We start from the raw sequence: 13,643 nt of genomic DNA, 5'->3' as shown, positions 1-13,643 counted from the left end.
TCCCGCGACACGCGGGAGCGGCTTCGTCGCATCAGGCCCCCATGGTCCACACTGGCGGCGTGCGTACGTCGATCCTCCGCTCTGCCCTGCCCGCCTCCCTCCTCGCGCTGAGCCTGGTGCTCACCGGCTGCGGTGGAGGAGAGGAGGAGAAGAAGCCCGCGTCGGGAGAGACCTCGTCGGCGCCCGAGCCCGAGGTGCCCGCCACCTGGCCGCTGACGGGCGAGGAGACCGACACCGAGGTCGAGCTGGACCACCCGGTGGTGGTCGCCAAGATCGACAACTCCAAGTCCAGCGCGCCGCAGGTCGGCCTCGGCAAGGCGGACATGGTCGTGGAGGAGCTCGTCGAGGGCGGCATCACCCGCCTGGCGGCGTTCTACTACTCGCGGCTGCCCAAGGAGATCGGCCCGGTGCGGTCGATGCGCGCCAGCGACATCGGCATCGTCACCCCGGTCGACGCCGTGATCGCCGCGAGCGGCGCCGCGGCCCCGACCATCGGCCGGCTCGACGAGGCCGGCGTGAAGTTCTTCACCGAGGGCGGTCCGGGCTACTTCCGCAAGCAGGGTCGCTACGCGCCGTACAACCTGTTCACCAGCCTGGCCGCGGTCGGCAAGGCCGCCGAGGACGGCAAGAACGAGCGGCCCGCCGACTACCTCCCGTGGGGCACGCCGCAGGACCTGCCCGAGGGGGCGGTGGCGACGACCATCGCCGCCGACTTCGGCAGGCACACCACGAACTGGCAGTTCAAGAACGGCACGTACGTCAACACCAACTCGTTCGCGGCCGAGGGTGACCGGTTCAAGCCGGACACGGTCCTCGTGCTGCGCGTCGACGTGGTCGACGCGGGCTACCGCGACCCGGCGGGCAACTTCGTGCCCGAGAGCCGGTTCCGTGGCGGCGGGCAGGCCCAGCTGTTCCACAACGGCACCGTCGTCGAGGGCGAGTGGTCGAAGAAGAAGCTCAGCTCGCCGCTGAAGCTGACCACCGCGGAGGGCACGCTGAAGGTGCCGGCCGGCAAGGTCTGGATCGAGCTCGTCCCGGTCGACTCCGCCGGCGGCTCGGTCACCTTCGGCAAGTGAGCAAGGTCGAGGCGCGCGTGAGGCGCGCGTGAGGCGCGCGTGACTCCAGCGTGAACAGGCGGCGCGCAGGCCTCAGGCCTGCGCGCCGCCGTCGTTGTCGGCACCGGTGACGCGCACGGTCATCAGCGCGTCGGAGAGGTCGAGGCCCTGGGAGACCAGGCTCTGCACACCGGCGAGCAGGAAGCCGATCGCCCCTTCCACCCGGCGTGCTGCCGCCTCGGGGTCGTCGGCCGTGGCCACGGACTCCCCGGCCGAGGACATCGCGCCGAAGAAGATCCGCGCGAAGGTCTGCAGCATGTCCTCGTCGAGCTCCCAGTCGCCGGCCTCGAGCGTGCCCCGGACGATCTCGACGATGTTGGCGAACGTCGAGCGCTCCTCCTGCTCGCGGTAGCGCTCGTAGCCGAGCACGGCGGGGCCGTCCTGGATGACGATCCGGCGGTACCGGTTCTCCTGCACGACCTCGAGGAAGGACCGCAGCCCCTTCAGGGCCTTCTCCCACGGGTCGCGCTCGCTGCGCAGCGCCTTCTGGATCCGCTTCGAGGACTCCTGCTCGACGCGCTCGAAGACGGCCTCGAAGAGCGCCTGCTTGCCGGCGAAGTGGTGGTAGAGCGCGCCCTTGGTGACCCGCGCCCCGGCGACGATCGCGTCGAGGGAGGTGGCTGCGTAGCCCTTCTCGGCGAAGAGCTTCTCGGCCACGTCCACGAGCGCGCGCTTCGTCGAGGCCGAGTACGACGCACGCAGGCTGCCGCCCGGGACCTTGGGGACCAACTTCGACACCGACGCCTTCGTCACGCAGCCAGCATAGGGAAGTCCGAGGCTCAGAGGTGACAGCGGTCACGCGGCGCAGTGGGCGGGATCACGCGGATCCGCGTTTGGCATACCCGCGGTTTGCTCCATACTCGAAGTACGTACCCAAGGTATGTTGGATACCGACGGTCCGACCCGGCCCACCGCAAGACCTCGACCGCAGCGACCGTGCTGCGTGCGACCTGCAGCACGAACCCACGAGGAGCTGACCATGACCTGGAAGGCCTACCACTCCCGCGGCGAGACCCTTCGCGCCGTGATCGCCGCCTCGGCCGTGCGCCGCGACGGCCTGCTGCCCATGGACGTCGACGGCGTCACGGAGACCTTCGCCGACGAGCTCGACCTCCTGGGCGCCCTCACCCTCAAGTGGCACACCCGCCTGGCCGGACAGATCGAGGCGATGCTGGCGCACCAGCCGATGAACCTCGACGAGGCCGTCGCCATCGCGTGGAGCAACACCGCGCACCTGCTGCCCGGCGTGCGGCTGATCCTGGACCACTACCGCGACGAGCCCACCAGCGACGCCATGGCCCGCGCCATGAGGGCCGCCACGGCCAAGGAGCGCCACCTGCTCGCCGTCAACGCCGGACGCGCCTCCATCTCCGGCGAAGGCGCGCGCCGCGTCGGCGCCGTGCTCGAGGAGCGGGCCCGCGAGCTGCACCGCGAGCTGCCGCCGATCGCCCCCGACGTCGCCTTCGCCGACCCTGCCGACGCCGTCGAGCCGCAGCCCCGCGGCTCGCTGCTGGAGCGCCTGCGCGCGTTCGTCGCCGCCTGAGGCGACCCAGCCCACCGTCCACGGACCCGGCGCGCCTCCCTCCCAGCGCCGGCTCCCTCCACGCAGCCCCGGTCCCGGCACTCCCTCCCTCCTGCCGGGGCCGGGGCTGTGCCACGTCCGGGCCCCCGGGGTGACCATGGCTCGGGCGCCGCGTCGGGTGGATGATGGAGGCATGTCCAGTGCGGCGAGCCCCCTCGGTCCCGCCGACCTCGCACCGGGTCGGCTCCTTCTGGCCACGCCCGGCCTGTTGGACCCCAACTTCGCCGACACGGTCGTGCTGCTGCTCGACGTGAACGACGACGGCGCGCTCGGGGTCGTCCTCAACCGGCCCACGGCGCTGCCCGTCTCCGCCGTGCTGGGGGAGTGGGGTGACGTCGTGGAGGAGCCGGAGGTGCTGTTCCAGGGCGGCCCGGTCTCCACCGACGGCGCGCTCGCCGTCGCGCTCGCCGCTCCCGGTGGCGAGCACGCCGCAGGCTTCCAGCGGCTCTGGGGCCGCGTCGGCCTGCTGGACCTGGACACCCCCCACGAGCTCGTCGCCGGCACCGTGGACCGGCTGCGCATCTTTGCCGGGTACGCCGGCTGGGGCGCCGGCCAGCTCGAGGCCGAGGTCGCCGAGGGCACCTGGTACGTCGTACCCGGCGAGCCCGACGACGCCTTCGGTGAGGAGGCCGGTGGGCTGTGGCGTCGGGTGCTGCGCCGCCAGCCCGGGGACCTCGCCTTCCACGCCACCCGGCCCGCGGACCCCGACCTCAACTGAGGCCTCGCCGGAGGACCCCGCTCAGGTCACACCGGGGCACCGGGTGGGGTCGCCGGCGATGCCGGAGGTCGCCCGGTGGTGACTAGAGTGGGGCGCGTGACCACGATCGGATTCTCGACAGACACCGACGTCCGCGAGGACCGGAGGACCGTCCCGACCGACGAGGGTGACCACGAGCGGTTCTCCCACTACGTGGACAAGGACAAGCTCACCGAGGCCATGGTCATGGGCACCCCCGTCGTCGCGCTGTGCGGCAAGGTCTGGGTGCCGAGCCGGGCGCCGGAGAAGTTCCCGGTCTGCCCGGACTGCAAGGAGGTCTGGGAGTCGATGTCCGACGACACCCCCGGCCAGGGGTCCGGTCCGAACGCATGACCTCACTCGGTCCGGCCTGGCCGGAGCGAGCCGCCTGGGGCACCGCGCCGTCGCTGCGCGCCTGGCAGTCGGCTGCGCTCTCCGACTACCTCACCCGCAACCCGCGCGACTACCTCGCCGTCGCCACCCCCGGCGCCGGGAAGACCACCTTCGCGCTCACCGTGGCCTCCGAGCTGCTCGGGCGGCGCATCGTGGACCGGCTGATCATCGTCGCGCCCACCGAGCACCTGAAGATGCAGTGGGCCGAGGCCGCCGCGCGGGCCGGGATCCCCATCGACCCGACGTACGCCGCCGGCAAGGGCAAGATCTCCAGCGACTACGTCGGCGTCGCGGTCACCTACGCCGGCGTCGGGGTCAACCCGCTGGCCCTGCGCATCCGCACGGAGCGGTTCCGGACGCTGGTGATCCTCGACGAGATCCACCACGCCGGTGACTCGCTGAGCTGGGGCGAGGGCGTCCGCGAGGCGTTCGAGCCCGCCGCGCGTCGTCTCGCGCTGACCGGGACGCCGTTCCGCTCCGACATCAACCCGATCCCGTTCGTCACCTACGCCCCCGGCCCGGACGGCGTCCCGGCCTCGGTGGCGGACTACACCTACGGCTACGCCGAGGCGCTGGCCGACCACGTGGTGCGTCCGGTGCTGTTCCTGGCCTACTCGGGCCAGATGCAGTGGCGCACCCGCGCCGGTGACGAGGTGGTGGCCAGCCTCGGCGACCCGCTGACCAAGGACATGACCTCCCAGGCGCTGCGCACCGCGCTCGACCCGAAGGGCTCCTGGATGCCCTCGGTGCTGGCGGCCGCCGACAAGCGGCTCTCGGAGGTGCGTCGGCACGTGCCGGACGCCGGGGGACTGGTGATCGCCAGCGACCAGGAGCACGCGCGGGCCTACGCCAAGCTGCTGCGCGCGATCACCGGCGAGGGCGCGACCGTGGTGCTCTCCGACGAGAAGGCCTCGTCGAAGAAGATCTCCGAGTTCAGCGCCGGCGACTCCCGCTGGATGGTGGCGGTGCGGATGGTCTCCGAGGGCGTCGACGTGCCTCGGCTGGCCGTCGGTGTCTGGGCGACGACCACCTCGACGCCGCTCTTCTTCGCCCAGGCCGTCGGCCGCTTCGTGCGCGCCCGGACCCGGGGCGAGATCGCCTCGGTCTTCCTGCCCTCGGCGCCGAACCTGCTCACCTTCGCCGCGGAGCTGGAGAAGCAGCGCGACCACGTGCTCAAGCGCAAGGTGAGCAGCGACGACGACATCTTCGCCGCCGAGAACGACCTGCTCGCCGCGGCCAACGCCGGGGACGCCGCCTCCGACGACCTCGACTCGCTGCCCTTCGAGGCCCTGGGCTCGGAGGCCCGCTTCGACCACGCCGTGTACGACGGCGCGCAGTTCGGCCACGAGGGCGAGGTCAAGGTCGGCTCGGAGGAGGAGATGGACTTCCTCGGCATCCCCGGCCTGCTCGAGCCCGGCCAGGTCCGCGCCCTGCTGCAGCAGCGGCAGGCCGATCGGCGCAAGCCGAAGCAGGAGACCGCTGCGGAGCGGCCTGCGGACTCGCTGGCCGACGTCACCACGCACGAGCACCTCGCCCTGCTGCGCCGCGAGCTCAACGGGCTCGTCGGGTCCTGGCACCACCGCACGAACCAGCCGCACGGCGTCATCCACGCCAGCCTGCGCAAGGAGTGCGGCGGACCGGCGGCCGCGGTCGCCAACGCCGAGCAGCTGCAGAAGCGGATCGACCGGATCCGCGAGTGGGCGGTGCGCAAGTCCTCCTGAGGACACGTGTCGGCGGGGTGCACGACACTCGCTTCATGCCCACCTACGTCGCGTTCCTGCGCGCCATCAACCTCGGCGCGAAGCGGAAGTTCCCCAAGGCCGACATCGTCGCCGCCACCGAGGCGGCCGGCGGGACCGACGTCGCGACCCACATCAACACCGGCAACGTGCGGCTGAGCATCCCGCTGCGCTCGCGGGCGAAGGTCGAGGCGGCGCTGGAGGCGGCGTACCTGCAGCACACGGGCTTCGAGGTGCCCACCGTCGTCTACACGCCCGCCGAGCTGCGCGCGATCGCCGCGCACGCCCGGGAGCTCAGCGAGGCGAGGCCGACGCTCGAGCGGCACTACATCTACCTGCTCAAGTCCGCGCCGACCCCGGAGCGGGTGGAGGCCGTGGTCGGGGCGAGCGACGAGGTGAACGAGGTCGTGGTGCGCGACCGTGCCGCGCACGTGCTGCTCGGCGCGGGCTACGTCGCCGGGAACGTCGATCCCTACCGGGTCGAGCGCTCCCTGGGCGTGGTGGCCACCAACCGCAACCTGAACGTGGTCTCCACCCTCGCCGAGAAGTGGTGCTGAGGCGCCTCCGGTGCCTCTCACGGCCTGTGCGAACATGGGGCCGTGACGACCGCGAGCCCTGTCGAGGTGGATCCGGGAGTCCAGCAGGACCTCATCCCGGACGAGATCACGATGGCCGACACCCCCTGGGTCACCGTCGTGTGGAACGACCCCGTCAACCTGATGTCGTACGTGACCTTCGTCTTCCAGAAGCACTTCGGCTACAGCAAGCGGAAGGCCGAGAAGCTGATGCGCGAGGTGCACGAGGAGGGCCGTTCCACGGTCAGCTCCGGCAGCCGCGAGGAGATGGAGCGCGACGTGCAGGCGATGCACGAGTACGGCCTGTGGGCCACCCTGTCGAAGGCCGAGTGAGAGCGGTGCCCTCACCGACCTCCGGCTTCGTGCGCCACCGGCGCAGCAAGCGCGTCCACGCCACGTTCACGGCGTTCGAGGCCGACCTGCTGCGCTCGCTGGCCGCCCAGCTCGTCGAGCTGCTGCACAACGAGTCCGCCGTCACGGCGGTGGACCGCGACCCGCTCGAGGCGCTCCTCGACTTCTCCGGGCCCACCACGGCGCCGGAGGACCCGGTGCTGCAGCGGCTCTTCCCCAACGCCTACCGCGAGGACCCGGAGGCCGCCGGAGAGTTCCGCCGGTTCACCGAGGGTGCGCTGCGCGACGGCAAGGCCCGCGCCGCCGCGACCATCATCGACACCCTCGACGAGGCGGGCCTGCCGCCGGAGCCCAGCGACGACGAGCTCACCATCGACGTCGAGCTCGACCAGGAGACCGCGCTGGTGTGGCTGCGCAGCTTCACCGACCTGCGTCTCGCGCTCGGCACGCGGCTCGGTGTCGAGGAGGGCGACGAGGACCACTGGTACTCCCTGCCCGACGAGGACCCCGCCGCCCAGGCCCACCACATCTACGAGTGGCTCGGCTTCTTGCAGGAGACCCTCGTGCAGGCGCTCGCCTGACGCGTGCCCTCAGCCGCAGGGTGTCCCGGGTCACGGGGCGTGCTCCCAGGCGAGCGGGGTACCGCCTAGGCTCAGGCGTGGGCGCCCGCCCACCTCGACAGGCAACATGGAGCACCGATGACTGCGATCGACGACCGCTCGGCAGCCGCCCCGACACGCGTGACGCGGGGTGCCGACCACCAGTCCTGGCCCGAGCGGATCGCCCTGGGGCTCTTCATCGCCGTGCCGTTCGTGGCGATCCTCGCCGCCGTGCCCGTCGCCTGGGGCGGCTGGCTCGGCTGGAGCGACGTGGCGATCACGTTCGTGATGTACGGGATCACCCTGCACGGCATCACCGTCGGCTACCACCGGCTGTTCACGCACAAGTCCTTCAAGCCGAACCGGGCGGTGAAGATCGCGCTCGCGGTCTCCGGCTCGATGGCCGTCCAGGGGCCGGTCATCCGCTGGGTCGCCGACCACCGCAAGCACCACAAGTTCTCCGACAAGGACGGCGACCCGCACTCGCCGTGGCGTTACGGCAACAACCTGCGCGGCCTCACCAAGGGCCTGGTCTGGGCACACGTGGGCTGGCTCTTCGACCCCGAGCAGACCCCGATCGACAAGTTCGCCCCCGACCTCGCCAAGGACCGCGACCTGGTCCGGATCTCGCGGAACTTCTGGGTGTTCGTGCTGGTCTCGATCCTGCTCCCGCCGCTGCTCGGGTTCGCGCTGACCTGGTCCTGGCAGGGCGCCCTCACCGCGTTCTTCTGGGGCAGCGTCGTGCGGATCGGCCTGATCCACCACGTCACCTGGTCGATCAACTCGATCTGCCACGCCGTGGGGGAGCGGCCCTTCGCCTCCCGCGACTTCTCCGGCAACGTGTGGTGGCTGGCGATCCCCTCGGGCGGGGAGTCCTGGCACAACCTGCACCACGCCGACCCCACCTCCGCGCGGCACGGCGTCGGCCGGTTCCAGCTCGACTCCTCGGCCCGGATCATCTGGCTCATGGAGAAGCTGGGCTGGGTGCGCGACGTGCGCTGGCCGACCCCGGAGCGGCTCGCGGCCAAGCGCGCCGCCTGAGCGCCTGGCTCGCCGCGCAGCGGCGATCGGGGGTGCCGGGCGCGATCCGGGATCTGATCGGCGATTCCCCGGTGGCGGGCCGTCGCGGCGACTAGGGTGCGCGGGGAGAGCGTGACAACCCCGTCCCACGGAGGTCGCATGAACAGTCCCGTCCGCACCAAGCCCCAGGCCGTGCGCGCCGCGCTCCGACGAGGGGGCGCCCCAGAGCTGGTGGCCACCGGACGCCGGTGGCTCGCGGGACAGCTCTACCCGGGCGGCATCCCCGCGCCCCCGCCGCCCGTCGCCAAGCCCCGCAAGCCGGCGCCGCCGATGGTCAGCGCCGGCGACGCCAGCTTCGAGGCGTTGCAGAAGTTCTTCGCGCCGCGCCGGGCGTCGTACGAGCGGCTGGCGGACGCGATCGCGCCCTACCTGCCCCGCGACGGGGTCATGTTCGACATCGGCGGGAACGTCGGGTACTTCACCAAGGTGGTCACCGAGCGCTGCGGCTTCCAGGGCGTCGTGCACCTCTTCGAGCCGGTTCCGCGACTCGCCGGCTACATCCCGCGCACGCTCGAGGGCCTGCCGCTCGCGGCGCTGTCGGTGCACGCGTTCGGCCTCGGCGAGACCGACGACTCCTTCCAGATGTGGCTGGGGAAGGGCAACCTGGGGTGGAACACCCTGATCGCGGACCGCGCCACCGAGGACATGGACGAGACGACGGTGCGGATCCGCCGCTTCGACGGCCTCGGCCTGCAGGTGCGGCCCGACCTGGTGAAGATCGACGTCGAGGGCGCGGAGTACCTCGTCCTGCGCGGACTGCTCGGCGTGCTCGCCACCTGGCAGCCCCGCCCGGTCCTGCTCTGCGAGATCGGCTGGGGCACCGGGCACCCGGACTGGGAGAAGGAGCTCGTCGTGCTCGACGAGCTGCTCGCGCTCGGCTACCGGGCCACCGACCTGGACGGCGCCCCGATCGACCTCCGCGCCATCGAGCGCACGACCGACGTGCTCTTCCTCCCCGTCGAGAGGAACTGAGCCGGCCGGGCGACAGCAGCGAGCCGGATGCCGCAGCGGCGGCATCCGGGCCGATGCCCAGCGCTGGGCGCGCACCCCATAGGCTGGGTGGCGTGTTGAGGATCGACCAGGCGACGTACGACGGCATCGTCGAGCACGCCAAGCGGGACCACCCGGTCGAGGCCTGCGGAATGGTCGCGGGCCCGATCGGCAGCGACCGCCCGGTGCGGCTGATCGAGATGGTCAATGCCGCCGGCAGCCCCACGTTCTACGAGTACGACTCCACCGACCTGCTCCGCCTGTACCGGGAGATGGACGACCGGGACGAGGAGCCGGTGGTGATCTACCACTCGCACACCGCCACCGAGGCGTATCCGAGCGTGACCGACATCAACCTGGCCGCCGAGCCCGGCGCGCACTATGTGCTGGTCAGCACCACCGAGCACGGGAATAACCCCGGCCCCGTGGAGTTCAGGTCCTACAGAATCATCGACGGCGTGGTGACCGAGGAAGAGGTCATCGTCGTCGACAACGAGAGCACGTCGACAGAGGAGACTGGCTGACATGGCCATCGAGGTCCGGATCCCGACCATCCTGCGCACCTACACCGGTGGTGAGAAGGCCGTCAACGCCGAGGGCGCCAACCTGAGCGCGCTCATCGACTCGCTCGAGGCCGGCCACCCCGGCATCAAGGACCGGCTGGTGGAGAACAAGGACAGCGGCACCGAGCTGCGTCGCTTCGTCAACATCTACATCAACGACGAGGACGTCCGGTTCATCGGCAGCCTCGACGCCGAGCTCTCCGACGGCGACCAGGTCGTCATCCTGCCGGCCGTCGCCGGCGGCGCTGCCTGAGGCACCCGGACACCCTGACGCGGCCCTGGGCTCAGCCCAGGATGCCGCGCTCGTAGCCCGCGGCGACCGCCGCAGCGCGGTCCGCGACGCCGAGTTTCTCGTAGACGTGGCCCAGGTGCGTCTTGACCGTCGCCTCGCTCACGAACAGCTCCTTGGCGATCGCGCGGTTGGAGTTGCCGCGCGCCACGAGCACCAGCACCTCCCGCTCCCGCGCACTCAGCGCCGCGGAGCGCGCCGGGCGTCGTACGTGCGAGGCGAGCCGGGTGGCGACCGTGGGGGAGAGCACCGTCTCGCCCGCGGCGGTGGAGCGCACGGCGGCGACCACGGTGGCTGCCGGGGCGTCCTTGAGCAGGTAGCCGGTGGCGCCGGCCTCGATGGCGGCCATGGTGTCGGCGTCGGTGTCGAAGGTGGTCAGCACCAGCACCGCCGCACGCAGGCCGCGGGCCTGCATGACGCGTACGGCGTCCACGCCGCCACCGCCGGGCATCCGGAGGTCCATCACCACCACGTCCGGGTCGAGCGCGGCGGCCAGCTCGACCGCCGCCGGCCCGCTGTCGGCCTGGCCGACGACCTCGAAGTCGGCTACCGCGGACAGCATCGCGGAGACGCCGTCGCGCACCACGGGGTGGTCGTCGGCCACCAGGATCCGGATCATGCGGCGCCTCGCACCAAGGCGGGCAGGCGCAGCGAGAGCGCGGTCCCGGCCCCGGGCTCGGTCTCCACCTCGAGGACGCCGGCCAGCCGTTCGGCACGCTGGCGCATCCCCCGCAGCCCGAACGAGGACGCCGAGGGTGCCGTCGTCGGCTCGAACCCCGAGCCGTCGTCGCGGACGTCGAGGATCAGCTCCGCGTCGTCGTACGTCAGGGTCAGCAGGACCCGGGCGGCGCCGGCGTGGCGGGCCACGTTGGCCAGCGCCTCCTGGGCCACGCGGAGCACCGTCGTCTCGACCTCGGGATGCAGCTCGCGGACCTCGCCGGCCACCACGAGGTCCGCACACAGCGGGTGGTGTGCCGCCGAGAAGGTGCGCACCACGGCCTCGATCGCCGTCGGCAGGTCGGCGTCGGTCAGCGGGGCCGGTGACAGGTCCATCACCGAGCGGCGTGCGTCGGCGAGCGCGGTGCGCGTCAGCTCGGTGGCGCGCACGATCCGCGGGCCGGGATCGGCCTCCCCGCCGGCGGCCTGCAGCTGGGTGAGCACCGCGGCCAGCGACTGCGCGATCGTGTCGTGGATCTCGCGGGCCAGCCGCTGGCGCTCCTCCTGGACGCCCGCGACCCGGGCCTGGGCCACGACCGTCTCCTGCAGGGCCTCGTTGCGCGCCAGCGCCTCCTCGAGGCTGGCGTTGGCCCGCTCCAGCTCGGCGATCGCCGCGGCGCGGTCCGTGCTCGTCCGCTCCATCTGGAGCGCGGCCCGCCCCATCGCACCGGCCAGGCCGAAGTTCAGCGCGAACAGGGCGAAGAAGAAGGCGAGGTGGCCCGCCGAGCCGATCGGCAGGCCGCCGGACTGGCCGGTGGCCATGGCGGCGGCGGTGCCGGCGAACCCCACCCAGACCCAGCGCCCGCGCAACACCTCCGCGGCGTCGGCGAACCCGATCCAGGCGAAGACGCAGAACAGCGGGTTGAGCACGGTCAGCGCGAAGGCGAGCACGGTGCGCACGACGAACCGGAGCGGGCTGCCGCCCGCTGTCGGTCCGTAGGCCCACCAGGCGAGCAGCGCCGCGGTCACCGCCGCCAGCGCGAGCTGGGCGAGGAGACGGGCGGCCGGCGACGCCGCGCCGGTCGCCGGGGCGGAGGCCAGCGCCACCGCGACGGCCACCCCCAGCAGCGCCAGCGGCAGGTGGCGAAGCCAGTGCTGCTCCTGCGCGCCGGCCGTGGCGGTACTCACGCGTCGTACCCTCTCACTCCCAGCGGAAGGTGCGCACCGCGACCAGCGAGAGCAGCGCCGCCCACACGGCGACCACCAGAAGCTGCTGCCCGCCGGGGAAGCCGCCCTCCAGCGTCTCGGTCATCGCCTCCGCGGCGGCGGTCAGCGGCGTGTAGCCGAGTCCCTCGCGCAGCGCGTCCGGCATCGCCCGGACCGGCAGGTACACCCCGGCGGTGAACATCGCCGGGAAGAACAAGATGGTGCCGACCGCCGTCCCCACCCGGCCGTTGGGGGAGAGGGCCGTGACGACCGCTCCGAGCGAGAACGACGCGAGGAGCACCAACAGGTAGGCCAGCGCGTAGCCGAGCAGCGACCCCGGCAGCTCGATGTCGAAGACCGCCCATCCCACGACCAGTGCCATCACCGAGGAGACGAGCACCGCGACGGCGTGCACCAGGACCTGGGCGCCGAGCACCGCAGCTGGTCCCACTGGCGTCGTCGCGAGCCGGCGCAGCACGCCGCTCTCGCGGTAGGCGAAGACCACCGGAGGCATCGCCATCAACGACGCCATGATCATCGACAGCAGGATCACGGTCGGCAGGTAGAGGTCGATGGTGCGCAGGCCGCCCAGCGCCGGGTCGGGCTCGCGGAAGTCCGGGATCGCGCCGATGACGCACAGCAGTGCGGTCGGGAAGACGAGGATCCAGAACAGCGAGGCCGGCTCGCGCGCGAACAGGCGCACCTCGGTGCGCAGCACCGCCGTGGCGCGGGTGGGGATGATCGTGCTCACGCGTGCTCCTCGAGCCTCGGGGCGGTCAGGTCCAGGTAGGCGGTGTCGAGCGAGCCGGTCCGCACCTGCAGCCGGCGGGGCAGCACGTCCTGCGCGGCGAGCGCGGCCAGCACTGGCACGGCGACATCCTCACCGCCGGAGACCAGGACCTGGCCCTCGGCGACCTCGACCGAGACGACGCCCGGCAACAGCCGCAGCTCCTCCAGGTCGGTGGGAGCCGACGGCACGAAGCTCATCACGGTCGCCTCGCCGGCCGCCCGGATCAGCCCCTCAGGGGTGTCCAGGGCGCGCACCCGTCCGCGGTCGATGATCGCGATCCGGTCGCAGAGCTCCTGGGCCTCCTCCATGGAGTGGGTCACGAGCAGCACCGTGACCCCGGCGGCGCGCAGGTCGCGGACGATCTGCCACACGTCGCGCCGCGCACGTGGGTCCAACCCGGTGCTGAGCTCGTCGAGGATCGTCACCCGAGGGCGGGCGAGGAGCGCCAGGGCGATCGAGAGGCGCTGCTGCTGCCCGCCGCTGAGCTGGCCGAACCGCCGCGCCAGGTGCTCGCCCAGCCCCAGCCGCTCAGCCGTCTCGCGCCAGGGCAGCGGGTCGTCGTACAGGGCGGAGAAGAGCTCGAACGCCTCCTGCACCGTGATCTTGGCCTGGAGCCTGCTCTCCTGGAGCTGGATCGAGAGCACCTTCGTCACCTGGTGCCGGTCGGTCCACGGGTCGAGGCCGAGCACCCGGACCGTGCCGGCGTCGCCGACCCGCACCCCGGCGATCATCTCCACGGTGGTGGTCTTGCCCGAGCCGTTCGGGCCGAGGATCCCGAACACCTCGCCCTCGGCGATGTCGAGGCTGACGTCGTCGACGACGACCTTCTCCCCATAGGCCTTGCACAGGCCCCGGACGCTCACCGCCGCGCGCCTCGTGGTGCCGCCGGCGTCGTCGGGCGTGCTCGGGGTCGTGCTCGGGGTCGTGCTCGGGCTCGTGCTCGGGCTCATGGTGGAAGTCTCGGGGCCGGATCGCCGT

General features: G+C 72.3%; 17 protein-coding genes. 12 read left to right on the top strand and 5 right to left on the bottom strand.

Annotation, left to right across the window (positions count from 1 at the left end; genetic code table 11):
- Positions 1 to 59: 59 nt before the first annotated feature.
- Positions 60 to 1,076: a DUF3048 domain-containing protein gene (locus KG111_RS13340; protein ID WP_205292133.1), complete on the top strand. Its 1,017-nt coding sequence runs from the start codon at positions 60 to 62 to the stop codon at positions 1,074 to 1,076.
- Positions 1,077 to 1,148: 72 nt separating this feature from the next.
- On the opposite strand, the gene KG111_RS13335 is transcribed toward KG111_RS13340, so the two are convergent.
- Positions 1,149 to 1,868, bottom strand: a complete 720-nt coding sequence (locus KG111_RS13335) for a TetR/AcrR family transcriptional regulator (RefSeq protein WP_213449995.1) — start codon at positions 1,866 to 1,868, stop codon at positions 1,149 to 1,151.
- Between the two features lie 226 nt (positions 1,869 to 2,094).
- Between KG111_RS13335 and KG111_RS13330 the strand changes: the two genes are divergently transcribed.
- From KG111_RS13330 to KG111_RS13280, 11 genes are all read left to right on the top strand, one after another.
- Positions 2,095 to 2,658, top strand: coding sequence for a hypothetical protein (locus KG111_RS13330; RefSeq protein WP_205292105.1), 564 nt, complete (start codon positions 2,095 to 2,097; stop codon positions 2,656 to 2,658).
- Positions 2,659 to 2,830: 172 nt separating this feature from the next.
- Positions 2,831 to 3,415 carry a YqgE/AlgH family protein gene (locus KG111_RS13325; protein WP_205292104.1) on the top strand — a complete coding sequence of 195 codons (585 nt, stop codon included), beginning with the start codon at positions 2,831 to 2,833 and terminating at the stop codon, positions 3,413 to 3,415.
- Between the two features lie 105 nt (positions 3,416 to 3,520).
- Positions 3,521 to 3,787 carry a DUF3039 domain-containing protein gene (locus tag KG111_RS13320; RefSeq protein WP_249666383.1) on the top strand — a complete coding sequence of 89 codons (267 nt, stop codon included), beginning with the start codon at positions 3,521 to 3,523 and terminating at the stop codon, positions 3,785 to 3,787.
- The gene (locus KG111_RS13315) at positions 3,784 to 5,547 is read left to right on the top strand and encodes a DEAD/DEAH box helicase (protein WP_205292102.1); all 1,764 of its coding nucleotides are present in this window, start codon (positions 3,784 to 3,786) and stop codon (positions 5,545 to 5,547) included. Before KG111_RS13320 ends, KG111_RS13315 begins: the two co-directional genes overlap by 4 nt.
- Before the next feature lie 35 nt (positions 5,548 to 5,582).
- Positions 5,583 to 6,122: a DUF1697 domain-containing protein gene (locus tag KG111_RS13310; protein ID WP_205292101.1), complete on the top strand. Its 540-nt coding sequence runs from the start codon at positions 5,583 to 5,585 to the stop codon at positions 6,120 to 6,122.
- Between the two features lie 42 nt (positions 6,123 to 6,164).
- Positions 6,165 to 6,473 (top strand): ATP-dependent Clp protease adapter ClpS, encoded by a 309-nt coding sequence (gene clpS, locus KG111_RS13305; RefSeq protein WP_372440170.1) that lies wholly within the window; start codon positions 6,165 to 6,167, stop codon positions 6,471 to 6,473.
- 5 nt (positions 6,474 to 6,478) lie between these two features.
- On the top strand, positions 6,479 to 7,072 hold the full coding sequence (locus KG111_RS13300; protein ID WP_205292100.1) for a DUF2017 domain-containing protein: 594 nt from the start codon (positions 6,479 to 6,481) through the stop codon (positions 7,070 to 7,072).
- A 117-nt stretch (positions 7,073 to 7,189) separates the two neighbouring features.
- Complete coding sequence (locus KG111_RS13295) at positions 7,190 to 8,131, top strand: acyl-CoA desaturase (protein WP_205292099.1); 942 nt, start codon at positions 7,190 to 7,192, stop codon at positions 8,129 to 8,131.
- A gap of 138 nt (positions 8,132 to 8,269) precedes the next feature.
- Entirely contained in the window at positions 8,270 to 9,142 is an 873-nt protein-coding gene (locus tag KG111_RS13290; protein WP_205292098.1) for an FkbM family methyltransferase, read from the top strand.
- 92 nt (positions 9,143 to 9,234) lie between these two features.
- Entirely contained in the window at positions 9,235 to 9,684 is a 450-nt protein-coding gene (locus tag KG111_RS13285) for a M67 family metallopeptidase (RefSeq protein WP_249666133.1), read from the top strand.
- Position 9,685: 1 nt separating this feature from the next.
- On the top strand, positions 9,686 to 9,976 hold the full coding sequence (locus tag KG111_RS13280) for a MoaD/ThiS family protein (RefSeq protein ID WP_205292096.1): 291 nt from the start codon (positions 9,686 to 9,688) through the stop codon (positions 9,974 to 9,976).
- A 31-nt stretch (positions 9,977 to 10,007) separates the two neighbouring features.
- Here KG111_RS13280 and KG111_RS13275 read toward each other — a convergent pair whose 3' ends face one another.
- Genes KG111_RS13275 through KG111_RS13260 form a run of 4 tightly spaced genes read right to left on the bottom strand, consistent with a single transcriptional unit; the run spans position 10,008 to position 13,615 of the window.
- Positions 10,008 to 10,631: a response regulator gene (locus tag KG111_RS13275; protein ID WP_205292095.1), complete on the bottom strand. Its 624-nt coding sequence runs from the start codon at positions 10,629 to 10,631 to the stop codon at positions 10,008 to 10,010.
- A complete protein-coding gene (locus KG111_RS13270; RefSeq protein ID WP_205292094.1) occupies positions 10,628 to 11,857 on the bottom strand; it encodes a sensor histidine kinase in 1,230 nt (409 codons plus the stop codon). Before KG111_RS13270 ends, KG111_RS13275 begins: the two co-directional genes overlap by 4 nt.
- 13 nt (positions 11,858 to 11,870) lie before the next feature.
- Positions 11,871 to 12,626, bottom strand: coding sequence for an ABC transporter permease (locus KG111_RS13265; protein ID WP_249666132.1), 756 nt, complete (start codon positions 12,624 to 12,626; stop codon positions 11,871 to 11,873).
- On the bottom strand, positions 12,623 to 13,615 hold the full coding sequence (locus KG111_RS13260; RefSeq protein WP_205292093.1) for an ABC transporter ATP-binding protein: 993 nt from the start codon (positions 13,613 to 13,615) through the stop codon (positions 12,623 to 12,625). The genes KG111_RS13265 and KG111_RS13260 overlap by 4 nt, the downstream gene beginning before the upstream one ends.
- Positions 13,616 to 13,643: the final 28 nt, after the last annotated feature.

Origin of the sequence: Nocardioides faecalis (assembly GCF_018388425.1) — a bacterium.
GTDB classification, from domain to species: domain Bacteria; phylum Actinomycetota; class Actinomycetes; order Propionibacteriales; family Nocardioidaceae; genus Nocardioides; species Nocardioides faecalis.
The sequence above is the reverse complement of the archived record's forward strand: the minus strand, read 5'-3'. Positions and strand labels throughout refer to the sequence as shown.

What these genes read in the sequence shown, in the direction of transcription:
- KG111_RS13325 (WP_205292104.1), top strand. Translation starts at nt 2,831, where the DNA reads ATGTCCAGTGCGGCGAGCCCCCTCGGTCCCGCCGACCTCGCACCGGGT.
- KG111_RS13260 (WP_205292093.1), bottom strand. Translation starts at nt 13,615, where the DNA reads ATGAGCCCGAGCACGAGCCCGAGCACGACCCCGAGCACGACCCCGAGC.
- KG111_RS13290 (WP_205292098.1), top strand. Translation starts at nt 8,270, where the DNA reads ATGAACAGTCCCGTCCGCACCAAGCCCCAGGCCGTGCGCGCCGCGCTC.
- KG111_RS13295 (WP_205292099.1), top strand. Translation starts at nt 7,190, where the DNA reads ATGACTGCGATCGACGACCGCTCGGCAGCCGCCCCGACACGCGTGACG.
- KG111_RS13280 (WP_205292096.1), top strand. Translation starts at nt 9,686, where the DNA reads ATGGCCATCGAGGTCCGGATCCCGACCATCCTGCGCACCTACACCGGT.
- KG111_RS13315 (WP_205292102.1), top strand. Translation starts at nt 3,784, where the DNA reads ATGACCTCACTCGGTCCGGCCTGGCCGGAGCGAGCCGCCTGGGGCACC.
- KG111_RS13310 (WP_205292101.1), top strand. Translation starts at nt 5,583, where the DNA reads ATGCCCACCTACGTCGCGTTCCTGCGCGCCATCAACCTCGGCGCGAAG.
- KG111_RS13330 (WP_205292105.1), top strand. Translation starts at nt 2,095, where the DNA reads ATGACCTGGAAGGCCTACCACTCCCGCGGCGAGACCCTTCGCGCCGTG.
- KG111_RS13275 (WP_205292095.1), bottom strand. Translation starts at nt 10,631, where the DNA reads ATGATCCGGATCCTGGTGGCCGACGACCACCCCGTGGTGCGCGACGGC.